Source organism: Paenibacillus tundrae (assembly GCF_030812775.1).
Lineage (GTDB): Bacteria > Bacillota > Bacilli > Paenibacillales > Paenibacillaceae > Paenibacillus > Paenibacillus tundrae_A.
The window spans coordinates 1-23,555 of the sequence record NZ_JAUSTI010000026.1; the positions used below are offsets into that span (position 1 = coordinate 1).

The 23,555-nt window shown below is 45.8% G+C and carries 25 protein-coding genes, 1 rRNA gene and 1 other annotated feature; of the genes, 25 read left to right on the forward strand and 1 reads right to left on the reverse strand.

All coding sequences use genetic code 11. The features are described from left to right. From rrf to pssA, 9 genes are all read left to right on the forward strand, one after another. Positions 1-92 (forward strand): 5S ribosomal RNA (rrf, locus tag J2T19_RS26400); the annotation flags it as partial. Positions 93-294: 202 nt separating this feature from the next. Next, entirely contained in the window at positions 295-1,482 is a 1,188-nt protein-coding gene (locus tag J2T19_RS26405; protein WP_307221311.1) for a GNAT family N-acetyltransferase, read from the forward strand. Positions 1,483-1,975: 493 nt separating this feature from the next. Then, positions 1,976-2,437, forward strand: a complete 462-nt coding sequence (locus J2T19_RS26410) for a CtsR family transcriptional regulator (protein WP_024633618.1) — start codon at positions 1,976-1,978, stop codon at positions 2,435-2,437. Between the two features lie 29 nt (positions 2,438-2,466). Further along, positions 2,467-2,991: a protein-arginine kinase activator protein McsA gene (gene mcsA, locus J2T19_RS26415; protein WP_307221315.1), complete on the forward strand. Its 525-nt coding sequence runs from the start codon at positions 2,467-2,469 to the stop codon at positions 2,989-2,991. A gap of 28 nt (positions 2,992-3,019) precedes the next feature. Continuing rightward, on the forward strand, positions 3,020-4,084 hold the full coding sequence (mcsB, locus tag J2T19_RS26420; RefSeq protein ID WP_307221318.1) for a protein-arginine kinase McsB: 1,065 nt from the start codon (positions 3,020-3,022) through the stop codon (positions 4,082-4,084). 228 nt (positions 4,085-4,312) lie between these two features. Next, positions 4,313-6,772: an ATP-dependent Clp protease ATP-binding subunit gene (locus tag J2T19_RS26425; protein ID WP_307221378.1), complete on the forward strand. Its 2,460-nt coding sequence runs from the start codon at positions 4,313-4,315 to the stop codon at positions 6,770-6,772. A 286-nt stretch (positions 6,773-7,058) separates the two neighbouring features. Next, positions 7,059-8,426, forward strand: a complete 1,368-nt coding sequence (gene radA, locus J2T19_RS26430; protein ID WP_056697618.1) for a DNA repair protein RadA — start codon at positions 7,059-7,061, stop codon at positions 8,424-8,426. A 13-nt stretch (positions 8,427-8,439) separates the two neighbouring features. Next, entirely contained in the window at positions 8,440-9,516 is a 1,077-nt protein-coding gene (gene disA / locus J2T19_RS26435) for a DNA integrity scanning diadenylate cyclase DisA (RefSeq protein ID WP_056697620.1), read from the forward strand. A gap of 44 nt (positions 9,517-9,560) precedes the next feature. Further along, positions 9,561-10,289 carry a CDP-diacylglycerol--serine O-phosphatidyltransferase gene (pssA, locus tag J2T19_RS26440; protein ID WP_239294138.1) on the forward strand — a complete coding sequence of 243 codons (729 nt, stop codon included), beginning with the start codon at positions 9,561-9,563 and terminating at the stop codon, positions 10,287-10,289. 153 nt (positions 10,290-10,442) lie between these two features. Here the strand turns inward: pssA and J2T19_RS26445 are convergent, their stop codons facing one another. Continuing rightward, positions 10,443-10,838 carry a nucleoside triphosphate pyrophosphohydrolase family protein gene (locus J2T19_RS26445; protein WP_056697625.1) on the reverse strand — a complete coding sequence of 132 codons (396 nt, stop codon included), beginning with the start codon at positions 10,836-10,838 and terminating at the stop codon, positions 10,443-10,445. A gap of 173 nt (positions 10,839-11,011) precedes the next feature. On the opposite strand from J2T19_RS26445, the gene J2T19_RS26450 reads away from it, so the two are divergent. From J2T19_RS26450 to rplJ, 16 genes are all read left to right on the forward strand, one after another. Then, the gene (locus J2T19_RS26450) at positions 11,012-12,097 is read left to right on the forward strand and encodes a PIN/TRAM domain-containing protein (RefSeq protein ID WP_056697627.1); all 1,086 of its coding nucleotides are present in this window, start codon (positions 11,012-11,014) and stop codon (positions 12,095-12,097) included. Between the two features lie 100 nt (positions 12,098-12,197). Then, on the forward strand, positions 12,198-12,884 hold the full coding sequence (gene ispD / locus J2T19_RS26455) for a 2-C-methyl-D-erythritol 4-phosphate cytidylyltransferase (RefSeq protein ID WP_307221324.1): 687 nt from the start codon (positions 12,198-12,200) through the stop codon (positions 12,882-12,884). A gap of 2 nt (positions 12,885-12,886) precedes the next feature. Beyond that, on the forward strand, positions 12,887-13,363 hold the full coding sequence (gene ispF / locus J2T19_RS26460; RefSeq protein ID WP_307221326.1) for a 2-C-methyl-D-erythritol 2,4-cyclodiphosphate synthase: 477 nt from the start codon (positions 12,887-12,889) through the stop codon (positions 13,361-13,363). A 35-nt stretch (positions 13,364-13,398) separates the two neighbouring features. Continuing rightward, positions 13,399-14,862 (forward strand): glutamate--tRNA ligase, encoded by a 1,464-nt coding sequence (gene gltX, locus J2T19_RS26465; RefSeq protein WP_307221328.1) that lies wholly within the window; start codon positions 13,399-13,401, stop codon positions 14,860-14,862. Between the two features lie 552 nt (positions 14,863-15,414). Further along, positions 15,415-16,095 carry a serine O-acetyltransferase gene (cysE, locus tag J2T19_RS26470; RefSeq protein WP_307221330.1) on the forward strand — a complete coding sequence of 227 codons (681 nt, stop codon included), beginning with the start codon at positions 15,415-15,417 and terminating at the stop codon, positions 16,093-16,095. A gap of 64 nt (positions 16,096-16,159) precedes the next feature. Then, positions 16,160-17,560, forward strand: coding sequence for a cysteine--tRNA ligase (gene cysS, locus J2T19_RS26475; RefSeq protein ID WP_307221332.1), 1,401 nt, complete (start codon positions 16,160-16,162; stop codon positions 17,558-17,560). Positions 17,561-17,640: 80 nt separating this feature from the next. Beyond that, the gene (locus tag J2T19_RS26480; protein WP_307221380.1) at positions 17,641-18,102 is read left to right on the forward strand and encodes a Mini-ribonuclease 3; all 462 of its coding nucleotides are present in this window, start codon (positions 17,641-17,643) and stop codon (positions 18,100-18,102) included. 82 nt (positions 18,103-18,184) lie between these two features. Beyond that, on the forward strand, positions 18,185-18,931 hold the full coding sequence (rlmB, locus tag J2T19_RS26485; protein WP_239294133.1) for a 23S rRNA (guanosine(2251)-2'-O)-methyltransferase RlmB: 747 nt from the start codon (positions 18,185-18,187) through the stop codon (positions 18,929-18,931). A 5-nt stretch (positions 18,932-18,936) separates the two neighbouring features. Next, a complete protein-coding gene (locus J2T19_RS26490; RefSeq protein WP_128103684.1) occupies positions 18,937-19,458 on the forward strand; it encodes an NYN domain-containing protein in 522 nt (173 codons plus the stop codon). 170 nt (positions 19,459-19,628) lie between these two features. Next, complete coding sequence (sigH, locus tag J2T19_RS26495; RefSeq protein WP_024633601.1) at positions 19,629-20,273, forward strand: RNA polymerase sporulation sigma factor SigH; 645 nt, start codon at positions 19,629-19,631, stop codon at positions 20,271-20,273. A 303-nt stretch (positions 20,274-20,576) separates the two neighbouring features. Beyond that, positions 20,577-20,726, forward strand: a complete 150-nt coding sequence (gene rpmG, locus J2T19_RS26500; protein ID WP_072735843.1) for a 50S ribosomal protein L33 — start codon at positions 20,577-20,579, stop codon at positions 20,724-20,726. Between the two features lie 21 nt (positions 20,727-20,747). Continuing rightward, on the forward strand, positions 20,748-20,939 hold the full coding sequence (gene secE, locus J2T19_RS26505; RefSeq protein WP_056697649.1) for a preprotein translocase subunit SecE: 192 nt from the start codon (positions 20,748-20,750) through the stop codon (positions 20,937-20,939). 22 nt (positions 20,940-20,961) lie between these two features. Then, positions 20,962-21,495 (forward strand): transcription termination/antitermination protein NusG, encoded by a 534-nt coding sequence (gene nusG / locus J2T19_RS26510; protein ID WP_056697652.1) that lies wholly within the window; start codon positions 20,962-20,964, stop codon positions 21,493-21,495. Positions 21,496-21,562: 67 nt separating this feature from the next. Further along, the gene (rplK, locus tag J2T19_RS26515; RefSeq protein ID WP_017692062.1) at positions 21,563-21,988 is read left to right on the forward strand and encodes a 50S ribosomal protein L11; all 426 of its coding nucleotides are present in this window, start codon (positions 21,563-21,565) and stop codon (positions 21,986-21,988) included. Positions 21,989-22,082: 94 nt separating this feature from the next. After that, complete coding sequence (rplA, locus tag J2T19_RS26520) at positions 22,083-22,775, forward strand: 50S ribosomal protein L1 (protein WP_056697658.1); 693 nt, start codon at positions 22,083-22,085, stop codon at positions 22,773-22,775. A gap of 68 nt (positions 22,776-22,843) precedes the next feature. Continuing rightward, positions 22,844-22,990, forward strand: a sequence feature (ribosomal protein L10 leader region). A 24-nt stretch (positions 22,991-23,014) separates the two neighbouring features. Beyond that, positions 23,015-23,518 carry a 50S ribosomal protein L10 gene (rplJ, locus tag J2T19_RS26525; protein ID WP_307221341.1) on the forward strand — a complete coding sequence of 168 codons (504 nt, stop codon included), beginning with the start codon at positions 23,015-23,017 and terminating at the stop codon, positions 23,516-23,518. The last annotated feature ends 37 nt before the right edge of the window (positions 23,519-23,555 follow it).

Genomic DNA, 23,555 nt, shown 5'->3' on the forward strand with positions numbered 1-23,555 from the left:
CACACGTACCCATCCCGAACACGACCGTTAAGCCCTCTAGCGCCGATGGTACTTGGACCGCAGGGTCCTGGGAGAGTAGGACGCCGCCAAGCGAAGAACCACTGCCGATGTTATTCGGTGGTGGTTTTTATTTTTTTCGGAAGATCTTCTTATTTTCCGTGGATATACTTATTTAAGGGGTGCTGTGGCACCTCTTATTTGACTTTGCAGGGTTCCTCTGACACACTCATAGAGAAGACATACATCACAGATCAGACCACACTGGGATGATTTCATCATTTTCTAGAGAACGGGGTGCAGAATGAGATGGAATTTCGTAAATTAACAGCAGACGCTTTTGAAGAATGCATGGCTCTTTCTGAATATGCATTTCAATTTGTAATGAAAGAGGAGCAAAGGGAGAAGCGCCAAAAACAGTTTGAAAAACACAATGTATGGGGAGTTTATGATGATGGCAGCCTAGGTGCTAAGCTCCACCTTATTCCTTTTCAAACGTATATTCATGGTCGGTCATTCGACATGGGTGGTATTGCAGGTGTAGCCACTTGGCCAGAGTATAGACGAAAGGGCTGGGTAGCCGGTCTTCTCAAACACATATTGGAAGAAATGAATCGCAACAAACAGAGCATTTCGTTCCTGCATCCGTTCGCGTTTGCTTTTTATCGGAAATATGGATGGGAAACATACATTGAGTACAAAAAATATAAAGTGCCTATCTCGCATTTGCCTGCCAAAAAACAAACACCCGGAGTGCTGCGCAGAGGCAATCCAGATCTGGATGTTTTAAAAAGCGTATATAATGCTTATGCGGAGCGCTATAACGGAATGCTGGTTCGTGACGATGCGTGGTGGAAAGATTCGGTGCTTACGGAGGGAACCAGTCAGAAGGCCGTATATTATGATGAAGCGGGGCAAGCCCAGGGATATATATTATACGAGGTCAAGGAGCGTAAGTTCGCGATCGATGAGATCATTCATCTGAATGAAGAAGCGAGACAAGCCCTGTGGACTTTCATAGCCAATCATGACTCCATGATTGAAGAAGTTACATTACAAGCGCCAGCAAGTGACACCCTTGCTTATCAATTGGATAATCCACGAATTCAGCAAGAGATTATTCCTTATTTTATGGCTCGCATTGTGAGTGTGGAGCAATTTATTTCTCAATATCCGTTTGCCAGTCAGGATTCTCCAGTTCAGATTGCGCTTCAGGTTAAGGATGCTCATGCACCTTGGAACGAAGGTGTGTGGCAATTAAATGTTGCCATGAATGGAACGGCTTCGATCTGGAAGGCTTCCGAACCTGCTTCTGAGGATCAGACCGTACAAATGGATATTCAATCTCTTACTGCTGTGCTGATGGGATACCGAAGACCTGCTGAGATGGCAGAGATAGGCAGAATTAATGGGCCTGCTGAGGCAATTACTGCTTTGGAGAATGCAATTCCTGTTCGTGAAACGTATTTACTTGATTTCTTCTAAAGAATTAAATTGATCAAGAAATTATAAGCATTGGTTTAATTGCAGCACTGATGGTCCTATAATCACCAATCACCCGATATAGCATGAAGGCGTAACGGTAAGACAAATGGACTTCTCCAGCTCTTTTGGAGAGGTTTTTTTGTGTCCAAAGAATATTTCGTGTAAAATCGTAAAAAATGAATAGTGACCCCACTTGGCAAACTCACAAAATATGCTATAATGTATATAAAGTCAAAGAAAGTCAAAGTCAACTGAGATCATCATTTCGTTTGACTTTCTTATGCCATCCGCTGAGTAGAGTGCGACTACACTTTTCTTTGTTTGCGGAACAGCAGTATTAAAGGACCTTCGAGCGGCCTATACTCTCCCGGTAACACTTTTGGTATCCAGATTCGGTGTTTCACGGAATGGTTAAATGGGATGAGAAGGTGCACTCTGTAGGGGCGTGTGGGTCCTTATTGACTTAACGTTTCAGACAGTGGAGGATGAGTGGATGCGTAATATCTCTGATATTATCGAACAATATCTGAAGAGTATTCTGCATGAAAGTCCCGAAGGAATGGTTGAAATTCAGCGTAATGATCTGGCAGACCAATTCTCATGCGTGCCTTCTCAGATTAATTACGTCATCAGCACCCGGTTTACCCTAGAGAAGGGTTATCTGGTAGAAAGCAAACGCGGTGGCGGTGGTTATGTACGTATTCAACGGATTGAACTACCTGCTCACTCAGCACTGCATAACCATTTGCATCATAGTATTGGAGATGAGATCGGGCAGACTGCTGCTGAAGGTTTAATCTACCAACTTGAGGAAGCACGTTTCTTGAGCAAACGAGAGGCGGGGTTGATGCGGGCGGCTGTATCGAGAGAAATTATTTTGGTCAAACTTCCTTACCGGGATCAAATTCGTGCCAGAATGTTGAAGGCGATGTTAATATCTTTGCTCGGTAAATGAAAACTATCGGGATCAAAGGAGGTACATCAATGCTTTGCCAAGAATGCAATAATCGTCCGGCTACACTTCATTTCACGAAGATCGTGAACGGAGAGAAGACGGAATTTCATATCTGCGAGTCATGTGCTCGTGAAAAAGGGGAAATGATTCCCGGAACAGCAGGTGGATTTTCCATTCATAACTTGTTGTCCGGTCTGCTTGATTTCGACCCATCTGGTAAGGGTGGATCTACAGGAACACCACCTGCTCAATCCCTTCGATGTGAAGAATGTGGCATGACGTATTCCCAATTTAGCAAAATCGGCCGATTCGGCTGTAGCTCATGTTATAAATATTTTGATAGCCGTTTAGACCCGTTGTTCAAAAGGGTACATGGCAGCACATCCCACGTAGGTAAAGTACCTGCAAGGGCTGGTGGTCGTATCAAGGTCAAACGTCAAATTGCAGATTTGAAGCGTACTCTTCAAGAGAGTATCACGCAAGAAGAATTCGAAGAAGCTGCTCAGATTCGTGACCAGATCAGAGAACTTGAAAAAGAAATAGCTCAAGAGTAAAGTTTGTCATGAGTAGGAGGGATGCGTAATGCCTAATCTGCCTTTTACAGAGAAGGCGCTCAGCGATTGGATGCGCAGTGATGCGGCTGATTCAGAGATCGTCATTAGCAGCCGTGTCCGAATCGCACGCAACCTACAGCATTATCCGTTTCCGATGCTTGCATCCAATGAGCAATCGGAGGAAGTGCTGAATAAGCTGAGCGAAGTACTTCAATACGACGATGTTCATGCTTTTGGAAATTTTCACACGCTGGATCTAATTGATATTGATGAACTTGATAAACGTGTGTTGGTGGAGAAACATCTGATTAGTCCCAGTCTTGCAAATGAATCCAAGAACGGCGCTGTCATCCTTAGTGAGGATGAATCCGTCAGTATCATGATTAATGAGGAGGATCATCTTCGGATCCAATGCCTCTATCCGGGGTTCCAGGTGAAAGAAGCCTGGGAGAAAGCTTCTGCGATAGATGATGCATTTGAAGCGCATGTGGATTATGCTTTTGATGATCGTAGAGGATACCTGACCAGTTGTCCTACCAATGTCGGTACAGGTGTAAGGGCATCCGTAATGATGCATTTGCCGGCTCTGGTCATGACACAACAGATTGGACGTATTCTAACGGCGGTTTCCCAGGTAGGGCTTACTGTCCGAGGGATTTACGGCGAAGGTAGCGAAGCGATGGGTAACCTGTTCCAGATCTCTAACCAGATCACGCTAGGACAGACCGAGCAAGAAGTTATCGAAAATCTGCATAGTGTTGTTTTACAGATGATTGGACATGAACGTACGGCTAGAGAGCGACTGATTACAGACTCAAGATTGCGTATTACGGACAGGGTGATGCGTTCTTATGGCATACTGTCTCACGCTGCCATTGTGGACTCAAAGGAAGCTGCACAGCGTCTCTCGGATGTTCGTCTTGGTGTAGACCTAGGTCTGTTGGAAGGACTCACTATACAGGTGATGAACGAACTGAACGTCATGACTCAACCAGGCTTTTTGCAGAAAACGTTCGGGGAAGATATGCGTACAGATGAACGAGATATCTACCGTGCTCAGCTCATTCGGGATACGATCAACCCCGCAAAGTGAGGTAGCTTTTCCAGAATTATAAATGAGGTTTCACGCTGCAATTGCAGCTTTTATATAATAAGGCAGATTTACATCAGGTCATTGTGACGAATCTACAAAATTGATGTGAAATGCTTAATGATTTTATTCGCAGCATGGCTGCAGACAACGTGTTATAAAGAATACGGTGGAGAGCTTGGTTCAGTTGCTCTAACCCGTTTTATCCAAAACCATGGAGGTGCAGGAGATATGATGTTTGGAAGATTTACGGAACGTGCCCAAAAGGTACTCGCATTAGCGCAGGAAGAAGCTGTCCGTCTCGGTCATAATAACATCGGTACTGAGCACATTTTGCTCGGCCTCATTCGTGAAGGCGAAGGTATTGCAGCCAAAGCGCTGATCGGCCTGGGACTCGGATTGGAAAAAATTCAGGATGAAGTAGAAACGCTGATTGGCCGTGGTCAGGAGCAACCTACTAACATTGCATATACGCCTCGTGCGAAGAAAGTAATTGAGCTATCTATGGATGAAGCCCGCAAATTGGGACACACATATGTAGGAACAGAACACATCTTGCTTGGATTGATCCGTGAAGGTGAAGGTGTAGCAGCACGTGTACTTAATAACTTAGGTATTAGCTTGAACAAAGCTCGTCAGCAAGTACTTCAATTGCTGGGTAGTAGCGAAGCAGTATCAAGTCATAACGGAACACCTGCTAATGTTAGCACGCCAACACTCGACAGCCTGGCTCGTGACCTCACGGCTTATGCGAGGGAAAACAACCTTGACCCTGTAATCGGACGTAGCAAAGAGATTGAGCGCGTAATTCAAGTGCTGAGTCGTCGTACGAAGAACAATCCGGTATTGATTGGTGAACCAGGGGTAGGTAAGACGGCGATTGCTGAAGGGCTTGCCCAAAAAATCATTGCAAACGAGATTCCAGAAACATTGCGTGATAAACGTGTTATGACACTGGATATGGGTTCAGTTGTAGCAGGTACGAAATACCGTGGTGAATTCGAAGATCGTTTGAAAAAAATTATGGATGAGATTCGCCAAGCAGGTAACATCGTCCTGTTTATCGATGAGTTGCATACTTTAATCGGTGCAGGTGGAGCAGAAGGTGCAATCGATGCTTCTAACATTCTGAAGCCAGCTCTGGCTCGTGGAGAATTGCAGTGCATTGGTGCAACAACGCTGGATGAATATCGTAAATATATTGAAAAAGATGCAGCTCTTGAGCGTCGTTTCCAACCTATTACGGTGGATCAACCATCCCCAGAAGAAGCTATTCAAATTTTGCACGGCTTGCGTGACCGTTATGAAGCCCACCACCGTGTGAAAATTACAGATGAAGCAATTGTACAGGCGGTTAAATTGTCTGATCGATATATTACTGACCGTTTCCTGCCGGACAAAGCGATCGACTTGATTGATGAAGCGGGTTCTAAAGTAAGATTGAACTCATATACAGTACCACCAAACTTGAAACAATTGGAAAGCCGTCTGGAAGATATCCGCAAGGAAAAAGATGCAGCGGTGCAAAGCCAAGAATTTGAGAAGGCGGCAGCTCTGCGTGATACAGAACAAAAAATCCGTGAAGAGCTAGATGTAACGAAGAACCAATGGAAAGAAAAACAAGGTCGCACAGATTCTGAGGTAACACCTGAGGATATCGCACAAGTGGTAGCCAACTGGACTGGAATTCCGGTGAACAAGCTGAAAGAAGAAGAAACGCAGCGCTTGATGAATCTGGAGCAAATTCTCCATGAACGTGTTATCGGTCAAGATGAAGCTGTGAAATCTGTCAGCCGTGCTGTACGTCGTGCTCGTGCTGGTCTGAAAGATCCGAAACGTCCAATGGGTTCATTTATCTTCCTCGGACCTACTGGGGTTGGTAAAACCGAGCTGGCTCGTGCGCTGGCTGAAGCGATGTTTGGTGATGAGAATGCAGTCATTCGTATCGATATGTCTGAGTATGGTGAGAAACACTCCACGTCAAGATTGGTCGGAGCGCCTCCAGGATATGTCGGTTACGAAGAAGGCGGTCAGTTGACAGAGAAAGTTCGTCGCAAACCTTACTCCGTTGTGCTCTTGGATGAAGTCGAGAAAGCACACCCAGAAGTGTTCAACATTCTGTTGCAAGTGCTTGAAGATGGTCGTCTGACAGATTCCAAAGGCCGTGTAGTTGACTTCCGCAACACATTGATCATTCTGACATCCAATGTGGGTGCAGAAGCGATTAAACGTAACTCTACACTCGGATTCACTGCTGTGGTAGATGCAGGAGCAGATTATGATAACATGAAGGGTAAAGTAATGGATGAGCTGAAGAAAAGCTTCCGTCCAGAATTCCTTAACCGGATTGATGAAATTATCGTCTTCCATTCTCTCGAAGAAAAACACATCGCTGAAATTGTTACACTCATGAGTGAAGAACTTCGGAAACGACTGCGTGAATACGAAGTGGACTTCGAGCTTACGGACAATGCGAAGGCATTCCTTGCCAAAGCGGGCTTTGATCCAGCTTATGGTGCACGTCCACTACGTCGGGCAATCCAGAAGCACATCGAAGACAAATTGTCAGAAGAGTTGCTCACAGGCAATGTGATCAAAGGTGATTCCTTGCTCATTGATGAGGATAATGGCGCCTTGTCTGTAACTAAAAAAGATATTGTTCCGTCCACGGAAGAGATCGAAACGAAGTAACCCAATCGGGATCATTCGTTAAGAGATTCGTGGGAATGACTAAAGACCTTTCTGGCCTATGCCAGAGAGGTCTTTTTGCAATCTGACCCTTCTGGCTTCTTAGCACTGATGAAGTGGCAATAACAGGAGTAGAAGTTTCAGGAACATGTGTAAAGTTTACGATAATCCTTTACGAAAAATCTCAAACAATGGTAAACTTTTATTAACCCTGCACGTTAGGAAATTGGGGCAAAATTCGTCGAATAATGCAAAATGCTGTTATAAAATAAATGGTAGGAGTGCTGAAGTGGCCAAAGTAAAAACCAAGTTTCAATGTACGGAATGCGGCTATGAAGCCCCCAAATGGTATGGTAAGTGTCCAGGTTGTCAGTCATGGAATTCAATGATAGAAGAAACTGAAACGGTGGTCAAAACACAAGGGAGGAATTCTCCCCTATTTGACAGTAAAGATAAACCGCTTCCTATCATAGATATAGATAGCGGTCAGGAGCCGCGAGTGCAGACTGGAATCGGAGAACTGAACCGTGTATTGGGTGGCGGGATCGTTCCAGGTTCTCTCGTTCTGGTGGGCGGAGATCCAGGTATCGGAAAATCAACATTGATGTTGCAGACGTCTCATGCGTTGACACATTCAGGTTTACGAGTGTTATATGTATCGGGCGAGGAATCGGTAAAACAAACCAAATTAAGAGCAGATCGGCTTGGCGCACTCTCTCCTGAACTGTATGTACTGTGTGAAACCAATATGGAACGTGTTGAGGAAGCGGTGGAGCAGATCCAGCCGCATTTTCTTGTCATCGACTCGATTCAGACAGTATATTTGCCCGAAGTTACCAGTGCGCCGGGAAGTGTAGCCCAGGTAAGGGAATGTACATCAAGGTTCATGCGAATCGCCAAAGGCCGAGGCATTGCAACGGTTCTCGTAGGGCATGTTACCAAGGAAGGTGCTATTGCTGGGCCACGTATGCTAGAACATATGGTGGATTGTGTGCTCTATTTCGAAGGGGAGCGTCACCATACGTATCGTCTATTGCGGGCAGTGAAGAATCGTTTTGGTTCCACGAATGAGATCGGTATTTTTGAAATGGGTGAAGATGGACTTCGTGAAGTCGGTAATCCATCAGAGCTCTTTCTGTCGGAACGTCCACTCGGCGTAGCTGGATCTACGGTGGTAGCGAGTATGGAAGGAACACGTCCCTTACTCGTGGAGCTACAGGCATTGATCTCTGCCACTCATTTCCCTTCTCCGCGTCGTATGGCGACAGGCATAGATCACCACCGGTTAAACTTGATCATCGCTGTATTGGAGAAACGGATGGGGATGTTTCTACAAACCCAGGATGCCTATCTTAATGTAGCGGGGGGCGTACGCCTAGATGAACCTGCTGTGGATTTGGCAGTTGCAATCAGCATCGCTTCTAGTCTAAGAGATGTACCAACCAAACCAGACGATGTCATATTTGGCGAAATTGGTTTGACGGGTGAAGTTCGAGCTGTATCACGAGCCGAACAACGTGTGAAGGAAGCCGAGAAGCTTGGCTTCAAACGAGTCATTTTACCAGAAAAAAGCTTAAAGGGCTGGAAACATCCTCGCGGGATACAACTGATCGGTGTAAATACCGTGGCAGATGCACTAGCGGTCGCTTTAGATTAGGGGGCATAACAAGATGAAAGATTCGAGCCAACTGGATAATATGAATGAGTTGTTAAGGTTGATCGCACCAGGTACACCTTTCCGCGAAGGTCTGGAGAACGTGCTGCGCGCCAAAACGGGGGCACTGCTTGTTGTAGGATACAGCCCTGAAGTGATGGAAGTGGTTGATGGGGGATTTTCAATTAATTGTGATTTCTCTCCGAACTACCTGTATGAACTTGCAAAAATGGATGGTGCCATCATTCTCAGTGAGGATCTGAAACGAATTTTATATGCGAATACTCAACTGATTCCAGATTCGTCCATATCTTCTTCGGAAACAGGGATTCGTCACCGTACAGCAGAGCGCGTAGCGAAGCAAACAGGCAAATTGGTGGTGTCCATCTCCCAACGTCGGAATATTATTACCCTGTATCAGGGAACACTCAGATATTCACTGAAAGAGATCGGTGTAATCTTGACCAAGGCCAATCAGGCTATTCAAACGTTGGAGAAATATAAAGCTGTTTTGACGCAGTCTCTAACCAACCTCAGCGCTTCAGAATTTGAAGAACAGGTAACCATTCCCGAAGTCGTGAATGTTATTCAGCGGACGGAAATGGTGATGCGGATCAAAACGGAAATTAAACGATATATTCATGAATTAGGCAACGAAGGAAGACTGATCTCCATGCAAATGGAAGAGTTGGTGGGTACAACGGAAGAAGAGGCATGGTTGCTCTACAAAGACTACGCACGCGACGATAGTGATGACAAGATTCGCGAAATTATTGTGGGTTTGAAGAGATTGTCGGATGATGAACTGCTTGATGCACATCATATTGTACGTTTGCTCGGATACCCTTCATCAGCAGCGACGTCTGAGGACTCGGTTGCGCCACGTGGATTCCGGGTATTAAATAAGATACCCCGTCTACCCAATGTCATCATTCATAACCTGGTGGATCAATTTGAACAGTTGCCTCAAGTTATTATGGCAACCATTGAAGAGTTGGATGAAGTGGATGGGATCGGTGAAGTGCGTGCTCGCACAATCAAGGAAGGTCTGAAGCGACTACAGGAGCAAATGTTTATCGACAGACAGATGTAAGAGCTGTGCCTATAATGGCTTGAAGATGATGAGGTGAAACAACGATGTTAACCAGATTCATTCCGAATCTCTTTACCTTAGGTAATCTGTTTCTTGGAATGATGGCAATATTACTTGCAATTGAGGGGAACTACAGTTTAGCAGCGATTATGGTTATTGTTGCGATGCTACTGGATGGTCTGGACGGACGAGTGGCACGAGCATTGAATGCCCAGAGTGAATTTGGCAAGGAGCTGGACTCACTGTCGGATATGGTATCGTTTGGTGCCGCTCCAGCGCTGATTGTGTTTATGGTTTCATTTCAAGATGCTTCACCAGTATTAGCTTGGATTGCAACGGCGAGCTTCCCAATCTGTGGTGCGATTCGCTTGGCTAGATTTAATGTACGCCCGGGGATTCCGGGATACTTCACGGGTCTGCCGATTCCAGCAGCAGGTGGGGTGCTGGCGACACTATCTTTGTTTAACAAAGATATCGGCCCAATCAGTATGATCATCGCCACATTGTTGTTGTCTTATCTTATGGTGAGTTCACTCAAATACCCCAACTTTAAAAAGGTCGGTTTACCTCGTAAAGCGATCTGGATCGCTCCATGGGTGGTTGCCTTTGCAGTAGCTATAGCGGTTATGTTCCCAGAGAATTTATCGAAGTTAATCTTTATTCCACTTGTGCTGTATGCTTTATACGGAATGAAGCACAATTTACGGACAGCAGCCTCTCGTAGCCGAGCTAAGAAACGTAGAGAAGAGAAGTCTTCCCGTTCGGATCGGTAAAAGGGTATGAAAGCAATCACTTATATTTTTATGCTATAGAGCAGTTTCGATAATGCAAAAAGCACGTGTGCTCCGACTTCGGAGCCACGTGCTTTTTCTCGTTAAACCAATCTATACGGTAACAACCAAACTCGTGCAGTGATGATGCATCGTTTATGACAAATTGAACATCCCTAACGTCGAACATTTCTGTGACTCGTGATTCACGACCTCTTCCATGTTGATGTCCAAGAGATTGCAGAGAGCAGACATATAAAATAGGTTGCGTCCTAATTCGGAACTGATCACCTCTTTACAATTCTCACACAACTCACCTTCGACATGCGTCTCCAGTAAACCCTTAGTCTGAGCAATACCGCTCTCAGGGGCGTACTGTTGCTTCGTAGCGTGCAGCTCAATGCAGCCGCATTCGGTAATGGCCTTGGACACGGCACGGTTGACCGAAGCCCCGGCTTGTCCCGTTTTGGACAGCACATCAATCAAACTGCGGTGACGCAATAACAGCTCAGAAACTTGATCCTGAAAAGCCTGTAAACTTAGCGTACTCATTTTGCTACTCACCTCGGGATATGAATTGAATTCATTATATGCCAATTTTTTATCTTCTTTCAACTAAGGATTGCATCATTTCCAAAAAGTTCTTGTTTATGGGATTAGCATTTCAGGAAATGGATCATACTGGATATGAAGATGGAAATATCATGAAGGAGGTGCAGGGACGTATGTGGAAAAAAGGCATTTTAACTTTTACAGGATTGTGCGGAGCATGGTTCGGCTATACAGCATATCATCTGGCAGGGAAATCCATCCCTTGGATGGCAGAATGGATTCAATCCGCAGGGCTCTTGGGAGCTGGGGTATCCACTGCGCTGGGAGCCGTATTATTTATGGCTGCATGCAATCTAGGGGGCACACTGATCGCCGATCGACTGCATAATGGAATCAATGCTTTGGCAAAAGTGCCTATGAATGAATTAGCAGCAGGTGCAGTAGGTACGGTTACAGGTTTACTGGTGGCGTTGTTGCTCTATCCTTGTTTAACATGGTTAGGGACAGCCGGAGAGGTGCTCCAAGTAGCGCTGACGGTTGTTAGTGCATATTCGGGCTATATGCTTGCACTAGCCAAAAAAGACGATCTAGCAGCCTTCTGGATGTCAGGACGATGGGGGCATCCTGAGGCCGATGAAGGACGACGGTTAGAGGAACACAAGATTTTGGATACGAGCGTAATTATTGATGGACGGATTGCAGATATCTGCAAAACCGGATTTATCGAAGGCACGATTGTCATCCCTGAATTTGTGTTGGAAGAATTACAACATATCGCCGATTCATCCGATCTGTTGAAACGAAACAGAGGGCGGCGAGGACTAGATATTCTGAACAAAATTCAGAAAGAGCTCGACGTTAAAGTGCTTATTTATGAAGGTGACTTTGAAGAGATATCTGAGGTGGACAGTAAGCTGGTCAAGCTTGCTAAAGTACTTCAGGGCAAGGTCGTTACGAATGATTTTAACCTGAACAAGGTGTGTGAACTTCAGGGTGTATCTGTGTTGAACATCAACGATTTGGCGAATGCGGTTAAGCCAGTTGTGTTGCCAGGTGAAGAGATTATGGTGCAGATCATTAAGGACGGTAAGGAACATGGACAGGGCGTGGCATACTTGGATGACGGTACGATGATCGTTGTAGAAGGTGGACGCGAGTATATCGGCATGATGATGGAAGTGCTGGTGACTAGTGTACTGCAGACATCTGCGGGAAGAATGATTTTTGCGAAGCCGAAACTGTTGGAAAAAGCCCAATAAAAACGGTATGATGGGTAGTGTATCGTAGCACATATTGGATATCCCTTGTGGTGTTTGATATAGCGAACGATAAACTGACAGACAAGGCAGGGATTGCGGCATGGATAAAGGGTGGGGCGTTGTCGTTGTGGCGGCAGGTCGGGGAACCCGGATGGGTACAACCGAGAGTAAGCAGTTCCTGCTGTTGCAGGACAAGCCCGTTTTCATACATACGCTTGAAGTGTTTGCGGCTCTGGACGAGATGCGCGAGATCGTGCTGGTGACCGGAGCTGGAGATGTTGAACGCTGCCTGAATTGGGTAAAAGAATACCATCTGGAATCACGAGTTCGTGTCATCCCCGGCGGGAAAGAGAGACAGCATTCGGTTCATGAAGGCCTCAAGGCCCTTGGAACGGATTGGGTCCTCGTTCATGACGGGGTACGTCCTTTTATTAACCGTGAGCAGATCAGCGCTTGCATGACAACTGTGATGTCTGGCGGGGGTGCTGTTCTGGCGGTTCCTGTTAAGGATACGATCAAACAAGTGAATGCGGAAGGTGTCGTTACGGCGACGCCAGACCGCAGCAGTCTGTGGAGCATTCAAACCCCGCAGGCTTTTCGTCTTTCTGCGTTGTTGCATGCATATGAGTCGGCAGAGAAGGATGGTTTTCTAGGAACAGATGATGCGATGCTGGCAGAACGCCAGGGCATAACAGTCAAGGTTGTGGAAGGCAGTTATACGAACATTAAGTTAACGACGCCGGAAGATTTACAGTATGCCGCGTTTTTGCTGAGGGGAGAGAAATAGCAATGATTCGTGTAGGACAAGGGTTCGATGTGCATCAGTTGGTAGAGGGAAGACCTTGCATTATTGGCGGAGTGACTATTCCTCATGAAAAAGGGCTGTTAGGCCATTCGGACGCTGACGTGCTGCTACATGCCATTAGTGATGCGATTCTAGGTGCGCTGGCACTTGGTGATATCGGCAAACATTTCCCGGATACCGATCCGGAATTTAAGGATGCAGACAGTGTGAAACTCTTGGAACATGTGTGGCAGCTTGTAAAGGATCGGGGATACCGCCTCGGTAACATTGATTCAACCATCATTGCACAGAAGCCGAAGATGGCACCTTACATTCCACAGATGTCCGAGGTTATTGCTAAGGTACTGGAAGCGGAAGTGGATCAAGTGAATGTCAAAGCGACAACGACAGAGCAACTCGGATTCCCTGGTCGGGGAGAGGGGATTGCAGCTCAATCGGTTGTTTGCCTTGTTCGCGTGTGATATCATCAACCAACGAAGAGACGGAGGGGATAGTTATGAGCACGGAAGTACGCGTGCGCTACGCGCCGAGTCCAACGGGACACCTACATATCGGGAACGCCCGTACGGCGCTGTTTAATTACTTGTATGCTAAACATAATAACGGCAAATTCATTATTCGTATTGAGGATACGGATGTGAAGCGTAACATTGCTGGTGGGGAAGAAAGTCAACTGAAGTATCTGAAATGGCTCGGCATCGAATGGGATGAGAGCATTGATGTGGGTGGAGAATACGGGCCATACCGTCAGACGGAACGGCTGGATATCTATCGCCAATATACGCAAGAGCTGCTGGATAAAGGTCTTGCTTACCATTGCTATTGCACAGAAGCAGAATTGGAGCAAGAGCGTGAAGAGCAGACCGCTCGTGGGGAGACGCCGCGTTATTCGGGCAAACACCGGGATCTGACACCAGAGCAACGCAGTGCATTTGAAGCAGAAGGCCGCGTGGCGAGCATTCGTTTCCGTGTACCAGAGGAACGGATCTACACGTTTGATGATATGGTTAAAGGAACCATTTCGTTTAACAGCAAGGAGTCTGGAGACTTCGTTATCGTCAAAAAAGATGGCATTCCTACGTACAACTATGCGGTAGCAGTGGATGATCACATGATGAAAATTTCCCACGTACTGCGTGGGGAAGATCATATCTCCAATACGCCGCGTCAGTTGATGATCTATGAAGCGCTAGGCTGGGAGCCACCGCAATTTGGTCACATGACGTTGATTGTAAATGAAAATCATAAAAAGCTGAGTAAACGGGATGAATCCGTTATTCAGTTTATTGAACAATATGATCAGCTCGGCTATTTGCCAGAAGCGATGTTCAACTTCATTTCCTTACTTGGCTGGTCGCCAGAAGGAGAAGAGGAGATCTTCTCACAAGAGCAGCTTATCCAAATTTTTGATACGAAGCGCTTATCTAAGAGCCCAGCGGTATTTGATACCAATAAACTGGCACACTTGAACAATCACTATATCAAAAATGCAGATCCAGATCGGATTGCTGAAATGGCGATTCCTCATCTGCAAAAGGCAGGACGAATTGCTTCTGAGCTTTCTGCTGAGCAGAAAGAATGGGCTTATACACTCGTTCATCTCTATCAAGAGCAGATGACAGCAGCCTCGGATATCGTTGAATTGTCTGAGGTATTCTTCCGTTCAGATCTCGAACTGGAAGCTGAAGCTGCAGCGGTGCTCGCTGAAGAACAGGTGCCGACTGTACTGAAAGCTTTTGCTGACAAAGTTCAAGCAAGTGATGAGTTCACGCCAAGCAAAATGGCAGCACTCATCAAAGAAGTACAGAAAGAAACTGGATTTAAAGGCAAACAGCTCTTTATGCCAATTCGTGTAGCGTTAACAGGGCAGACACATGGTCGCGATCTGAATCAAACCATTGTGTTGCTTGGTCGGGACACAGTGATTGAACGTTTGCATGCCCAAGTAAAAGGGGCATAATCCAGCGAGAATACGATTCATCTATAGTTTTCTGTCGATTACAGGGGAAGCCGGTTGTCAGTCTCAACCCTTTTCGCTATAATAGCAACACAACGAATAAATGATATGATTTATCTATATAGAACAGCAAAGACCGGGAGGAGTACGTTGAGCCGGACAGATTCAGAGAGGATGGCCCTGCCTAAAGAATGAAGTTCTTTGGTGCGGTGGCTGTGAGCCATCCGCTGTCCGTCAACCGAAATGCGCCTGTGAGCTGCATAGCCGAATCCAGCCCCGCCCTTGTCGATTAGGATAAGGGAAAACGTTAGGATAGGTTGTGACGGTTGGTTCCCGTTATTAAACCGTTTGAGGGTTCATTGTTGTACAGGTGAACTGAGCAGAGTGGGACCGCGATTAACGCCTCTGTAGCTTACATAGCTACAGGGGCGTTTTTTGTATGTCTGGAGTACGGAGTCCTAACATGTGCATAGGTGTGAAGCTAGGAGTACACTATCAAGGAATGCGCCGTCCGGTAAACCGGAGGACGAGAACCTGAACAAGAGGGGAACGAGCATGTTTAAGAAGATCAGATCAGATATCCAGGCGGTGTTTGAAAACGATCCAGCGGCCCGGGGATGGTTTGAGGTGGTATTTACTTACTCGGGGCTGCATGCGATATGGGCGCATCGGATCGCGCATTTTTTATACAAGCGAAGGTTCTTCTCGTTCGCCCGGTTTATTTCACAGATTAGCCGTTTTATGACAGGAATCGAAATCCATCCTGGTGCTACAATCGGCAATCGATTGTTTATTGACCATGGAATGGGTGTAGTTATTGGTGAAACGTGTGAGATTGGTGACGACGTTGTTATCTATCAAGGGGTTACTCTTGGGGGGACGGGAAAAGAAAAAGGTAAGAGACATCCGACAATTGGTAATAATGTGGTTATCTCGTCAGGTGCCAAAGTGCTTGGTTCGTTCAGTGTGGGGGATCAATGCAACATTGGAGCCAACTCGGTTGTACTGAAAGAGGTGCCAGCGAATAGTACGGTTGTGGGTATCCCGGGGAGAATTGTCAAACAGGATGGGCGCCGTGTCGATCGTCTGAATCAACAGTTACCAGATCCAGTCATTGATTCTTTGCGAAGTATGCAACAAGAAATTGAACGCTTGCGGGAAGAGGTACGTACGATGCAGAATACCCGTGAGATGGAGTCTTCGCGTGATACAATAAATAAAGGAAGCATGAGATGAAGACGAGTGCTAGATAAGTCGAACTCATTCATTTCATGCGGAAAAGAACGAAAGGAAAGTGACCATGACGCTTCAAATTTACAATACAATGAGTCGTGCAAAAGAAAAATTTGTCCCCCAAGAGCCGGGGAAAGTGAAGATGTATGTGTGCGGACCGACGGTATATGATTACATCCATATTGGTAATGCACGTCCAGTGATCTTCTTCGACACGGTTCGTGGTTATTTGGAACAGACCGGACATGACGTGAACTATGTCGTTAACTTTACAGATGTTGACGATAAGCTTATCCGCAAAGCAGAGCAACTTGGTACAGACGTACCACATGTAGCAGAAAAGTTCATTGCAGCCTATTACGAAGACCTTGAAGGACTAGGTATTCCTAAGGCTAGCAGCAATCCGAGAGTAACCGAAAACATGCCGCTCATTATTGATTTCATCCGTGAGCTGGTGGAAAAAGATATCGCATACGAAAACGGTGGGGATGTATACTATCGAACTAGCAAGTTTGCGGAGTATGGTAAATTATCTAAGCAGAATTTGCAGGAGCTTCAGTTCGGTATTCGGATCGGTGTGGATGAGCGTAAAGAGAATCCGGAAGACTTCGTTCTGTGGAAGGCTGCTAAGCCAGGAGAAATCTACTGGTCTAGTCCATGGGGAGATGGACGTCCAGGCTGGCATATTGAGTGCTCGGCCATGGCGCGGGAATACCTCGGGGATACGTTGGATATTCATGGAGGCGGGCAGGATCTACAATTCCCTCATCACGAGTGCGAATGCGCTCAATCCGAGGTGCTCACTGGCAAGCCGCTGGCGAACTACTGGATGCATAACGGATTTATCCGTATTGATAATGAAAAGATGTCCAAATCACTAGGAAATGGTGTGTTGGTTAAAGACCTCCGTACGCAATATAAACGTGAAGCCATTCGTTACTTCATGTTATCTACACACTATCGTAACCCGCTTAACTTTACGGAGGATACGATGGAGCAAGCGCAGAACAGTGTAGACCGGATCACCAATGCGGTGGTTAATCTCAAGCATCGTTTGCAGGCAGTGACTGTAGATCAGGATAGCTCAGCTGAGTTCACGGCAAGATTGGAACAGATTCGTGAGCAGTATCATGAGAAAATGCAAGATGACTTTAATACGCCTGACGCAATCACAGCTCTATTTGAATGGGCAGGTGAAGCGAATCAATTGTTACAACAGGATGTAGTAAATGCTGCGGATATTCGTGCTCTGCTGGAACTGTTCAGCGAACTGAACGCAGTATTGCGCATCTATACTGATGCTGAGCCTGAACTGTTGGATGATGAAATTGAGCGCTTGATCGAAGAACGTGTAGAAGCGCGTAAGTCTAAAAATTGGGCTCGGGCTGACGAGATCCGTGATGAACTATCTGCACAGGGAATCTTGCTTGAGGATACAGCTCAAGGAATGAGATGGCGTCGCAAATGAGTGAGGAGCAGCCAAAAAAAATATCTGAAATTGCCGAACTTACGGAAGCTGCCTCGACAGTAGAAGGTGAGACAAAGCGAATGGAGTCTGAAGAAACAACAACGTATATCGCTGAGGGGGGCTGGTTTCCCTACCCGCCCTCACGGCCTGCTCGTCTGATTCCTCCAATTGCTCTGGCTTATATTGGGGACGCTGTGTACGAGGTGGCGGTACGTCAGTATTTGTTATCCAAACCCAATATGCGCCCGAATCATCTGCACCGTAGTGCAACAGGGCTTGTATCAGCCAAGGCTCAGAGCCGAATTCTTACAGGAATTGAACCAGTGCTGACCGAAGAAGAACGTGATATGGTTCGTCAAGGGCGAAACGCGAAGTCTGGTTCCGTCCCTAAGAATGCGGATGTTCTAGAGTATAGACATGCTACGGCGCTCGAATGTCTGATCGGCTATTTGTATAGCAGTGGTCAACATGATCGTATGATTGCATTGATTGGTCGTGGGATTGAGCATGCAGAACAACAAGCACAATCTTCGACAAAATAATTGAATTTCAACGAAAACCGCAACGTGAGTTTTGTCTAAAAGAATAAGGCTCGCGCAGCGTTATAGAGAGGATCGAACAATAATGGAAGAAGAATGGATCGCTGGTAAACACTCCGTAACGGAGGCACTGCGCTCAGGTCGAACCATTAATAAAATATGGATTGCGGATACAGCCCAAAAGCATCTGACCCAGCCGATTATTGCAGAAGCAAAAAAATTAGGGATTGTGATCCAACATGTGGACAAGCGTAAATTGGATCAAACTGTTCCAGGTATACAGCATCAGGGGGTTGTAGCTCAAGCTGCACCTTATGCTTACGTTGAGGTAGAGGATATTCTTGCCGCAGCTAAAGCGAAGGGGGAAGACCCATTTCTGATTTTGCTCGACGAAATCGAAGATCCACACAATCTTGGATCCATTTTGCGGACGGCAGACTGCACAGGCGCTCATGGTGTCATTGTGCCTAAACGTCGGTCAGCGGCAGTTACAGCTACGGTATCCAAAACATCAGCAGGAGCTGTTGAGTATGTACCTGTAGCGCGAGTAAGTAATTTGGGTCAAACAATTGACCGTCTCAAGGAAGAAGGCGTGTGGGTGGTCGGCACGGATGTTACTGCCAAAGAAAATGTATTTGGCAATGGGGTCTTCACAGGACCTGTAGCGCTCGTGATTGGGAATGAGAACAAAGGTATGGGACGTCTCATCCGTGAGAAATGTGATGTGTTGATTAAATTGCCGATGCAAGGTCAGATTAACTCTCTTAATGCTTCCGTTGCTGCGGGTGTAGTTATGTATGAAGTGCTCCGGTCACGCCAAGTGCAGGAATAGAAACTATGGCTGACTCCCGTGATGTGCTTCTTGTAGACGGGTACAACATGATCGGTGATTGGCCAGAGCTGTCTAAGTTAGCGCAAAATGGATTGGAAGAAGCGCGCAATCGTCTTCTATCGCGTCTTGCTGACTATCAGGCCTTCTCTGGCCGAAAGGTCATTGTTGTTTTTGACGCCTACCTCGTGCCCGGACTCGGCAAATCCTTTACACAGAGCAAGATACAGATCTATTTCACAAAGGAAAAAGAGACGGCGGATGAATGCATTGAGAGACTCGTTCGGGAACTCAGTATGCGAAGACGACAAATCTATGTGGCTACCAGTGATATGGTAGAGCAACACGTCATTTTTGGACAGGGAGCTTTGCGTGTGTCTGCTAGGGAACTGCTGATTGAAGTAGAGCAGAACGAAAAAGAGCTGCAAAAACGTTTGGAAGAGAGGCAGTCTCAAACGACACGCAATACACTTGGGGGGAAACTCAGTCCAGATGTTTTGAAACAATTTGAGCGCTGGCGCAGGGAATAATCTTGGTTTTTACAGATATTACAATATTGAAAGTCTTGACAATTATGTTATTCATGTTCTTTTTTAGGCAGAGCGTGGTTGACGGTGTGAGGTAGCATCATATATACTTGTCCTATATTTCATAGAGTAGAGTAACGGGGTACCTTGCGTTGCAGCCGGAGGGATTGTCTGTGAGTGTCGACCTCAAAGATATCATGTTATCAAAGTATGATTACCAAAGTGACGAAGACATTGTCGAAGCGGTCCGTGAAGGTGAAAGCGAAGCGCTGGAGTTTTTGATTAACAAATATCGCAACTTTGTACGCGCCAAGGCAAGATCTTATTTTCTGATTGGGGCAGACCGGGAAGATATTATTCAAGAAGGAATGATTGGACTCTATAAATCTATTCGAGATTTTAAGGGTGACAAATTGGCTTCGTTCAAAGCTTTCGCTGAGCTGTGTATTACACGGCAGATCATTACGGCGATTAAGACAGCGACACGTCAAAAGCACATTCCACTTAATTCATATGTGTCTCTGGACAAGCCTATTTATGATGAAGAATCCGATCGTACCTTACTCGATGTGATTTGTGGAACCCAGGTCAGCGATCCTGAGGAACTTATCATTAATCAGGAAGAGTTTGTAGGCCTGGAAGATAAGATGTCAGAGATTTTGAGTGATCTGGAACGTAAAGTGTTGATGTTGTATCTTGACGGTAGATCTTATCAAGAAATCGCAGTCGATCTGGACAGACATGTGAAGTCCATTGATAATGCGCTACAGCGTGTGAAGCGAAAACTTGAAAAGTATTTGGAAGTACGAGATAATTGAACAATTGTTGCGTTGACGGAAAAGGCTCGGGGTTTGAGTCTTTTTTTGCTGCTTTAAGTTTATAAAATAAAAGATTGATAATACTAGTAATCGTTCGATCCAAGTAGGAGAAGAGAGAAAATCAGAGATAAGCAGCCGAATGCAGAGACGCGGAACTTTTACCCAGTAATGAAAGGCTATTCTTTCGTTGACATGGTTATACCCTTATGATAAAGTGTTTTAGGTAGGCCTAAATTCGCGGCTTTTTTTTTAGGATCAATTTAGAGACTCTGCTTGAGCGGAAGTCTTCGGGAGGTGTACATCATGCGGGTAATTATCACTTTGGCTTGTACTAACTGCAAACAAAGAAATTACACAACGACAAAAAACAAGCGTAATCACCCCGACCGCATGGAGATGAAGAAATTTTGCAAGTTTTGTAACGAGCAGACTTCTCATCGCGAAACCAGATAGTTTTTGGGAGGTGTAGTCGGCGTGAAACGAAGTTTCAAATCTCTGATTTCCTTTTTCTCAGAAAGCTGGGCTGAACTTAAAAAAGTTCGCTGGCCTAATCGCAAAGAGCTTACCAACTACACGTTGATTGTTCTTGGTACTGTTGTGGTTATGACGCTGTTTTTTTGGGTCGTTGACATCGGCATCTCCTTTGTGATCGAAGCGATTATTTAAGAAGGGTCCCAGGTGGCTTGATATGGAAAAAAGATGGTACGTCGTTCATACCTATTCAGGGTATGAGAATAAGGTCAAAGCCAATTTGGAAAAACGCGTAGAGTCCATGGGCATGGAAGACAAGATTTTCCGAGTTCTTGTTCCGATGGAAGAAGAAGTGGTGAACAAAGACGGTAAGAAAAAGACCGTTATGCGTAAAGTTTACCCCGGTTATGTCTTGGTTGAAATGATCCAAACGGATGACTCTTGGTATGTTGTTCGCAACACACCAGGTGTTACGGGATTTGTCGGTTCGACAGGTTCCGGGTCCAAACCAACTGCACTGTTGCCTGAAGAAGTGGAACAAATTCTGAAGCATATGGGCATGGTTGAACCGAAGCCGAAAATTGAATTCGATATTAAGGAATCCGTACGTATTAAAGTTGGTCCTTTTGCGAATTTTGTGGGCTCCGTGGAAGAGATTTTGGTAGACAAAAGCAAGTTGAAAGTGCATGTGAACATGTTTGGACGGGAAACACCGCTTGAGTTGGAATATACGCAAGTGGAGAAGATATAGTTCTTCAAGTTTCTTGTGGGAGAACCGAGAGGTTCGCTAACCACTATTTTGCAAGGAGGTGTCAATCATGGCAAAAAAGGTAATCAAAATGGTAAAACTTCAGATTCCAGCAGGTAAAGCGAATCCAGCGCCTCCGGTAGGTCCAGCATTGGGTCAAGCAGGTGTCAACATCATGGCATTCTGTAAAGAATTCAACGCTCGTACAGCCGATCAAGCGGGATTGATTATTCCAGTTGAGATTTCTGTATTCGAAGACCGTTCCTTTACATTCATCACTAAAACTCCACCAGCAGCAGTTCTGTTGAAAGTGGCAGCTAAAGTTGAAAAAGGATCCGGCGAGCCGAACAAGAAAAAAGTCGCTACCGTTAAACGTGATGCGGTACGTCAAATCGCGGAAACAAAAATGCCTGACCTGAATGCAGCAGACGTTGAGTCCGCAATGCGTATGGTCGAAGGTACTGCCCGCAGCATGGGTATCACCATCGAAGACTAATTTTCATCTGAAACATAGCTTCGTAAAACCGGTCGATTCGCGACCGGTTGATGTGGGAGGTATATCCGCTAACACCACAAAGGAGGAATAAAACATGGCTAAACACGGTAAAAAATACCTGGAAGCTGCTAAGCTGATCGACAGCGAAGCAACTTACGAGCCTTCAGAAGCTGTAGAGCTTGTGAAAAAGGCAGCCACTGCAAAATTCGATGAAACTATCGAAGCAGCAGTACGTTTGGGTGTAGACCCTCGTAAGCAAGACCAGGCTGTACGTGGTGTTGTTGTCTTGCCACACGGCACAGGTAAAACACAACGCGTATTGGTATTTGCGAAAGGTGACAAAGCGAAAGAAGCGGAAGCGGCTGGCGCGGACTATGTTGGTGATGCAGACATGATCAACAAAATCCAACAAGGCTGGTTCGAATTCGACGTCTGCGTAGCGACACCAGATATGATGAGTGAAGTAGGTAAATTGGGCCGACTGCTCGGCGGTAAAGGTCTAATGCCTAACCCTAAAGCCGGAACGGTAACTTTCGACGTAACTAAGGCTGTTCAAGAAATTAAAGCCGGTAAAATCGAATATCGTCTGGATCGTGCAGGTCAAATTCACGCACCGATCGGTAAGGCTTCTTTCTCTAACGAGCAACTTAATGAGAACTTCAAAGCTCTCATGGATGCTTTGAACCGTGCTAAACCGGCGGCAGCTAAAGGTGTTTATCTGAAGAATATCAGCATTTCTTCTACGATGGGCCCTGGCGCACGCGTGAACGCAGCAGCTTTTAGATAAAATTTTCTTGACAGGTTCGTCCTGTTCTGATATTCTATAAAAGTTGTGAGTCCGAGTGACTGACCGTTGACATTTGAATATGCTTGCCGTAGACAGTAGGTGCCATTTGGCTTAATTTCCTACCGAGGTGTGATTATAGAACTTAGAACGATGTAAATCGATGATGAGTATATATCAAGCCTTCGTGATTCTACGGAGGCTTTTCTTAATGGGATAAATTTGATCAGGAGGTGTACAGATTGGCAAACGCAAAAGTGATTCAAGCAAAACAAGAGTCCGTTGATACAGTTACAGCAAAATTGCGCGAGAGCGCAACTACAGTTGTTGTTGACTATCGCGGATTGAACGTTGCCCAAGTAACTGAGTTGCGTAAGCAACTTCGTGAAGCAGGAATCGAATTCACAGTGCTGAAAAACACGTTGCTTCGCCGTGCGACTGCTGCAGCAGAATTGACAGAACTCGATAACGTTCTGACAGGACCTACTGCAATTGCATTCAGCGGAGAAGACGCTGTAGCTCCAGCCAAAATTCTGAACGACTTCGCGAAAAAGAACGATGCATTGAAATTGAAAGGTGCAGTTGTAGAAGGTCGCGTAATCGGAGAAGAAGAAGTTAAAGCATTGGCAGAACTTCCATCCCGCGAAGGTCTCCTTTCCATGCTCCTCAGCGTGCTTCAAGCGCCAGTGCGCAACTTCGCGCTTGCGGTTAAAGCTGTTGCAGACAAAGAAGAACAAGGCGCGTAAGCTACTTGATCTAAATACTGCTTAGCAGTATGAAATA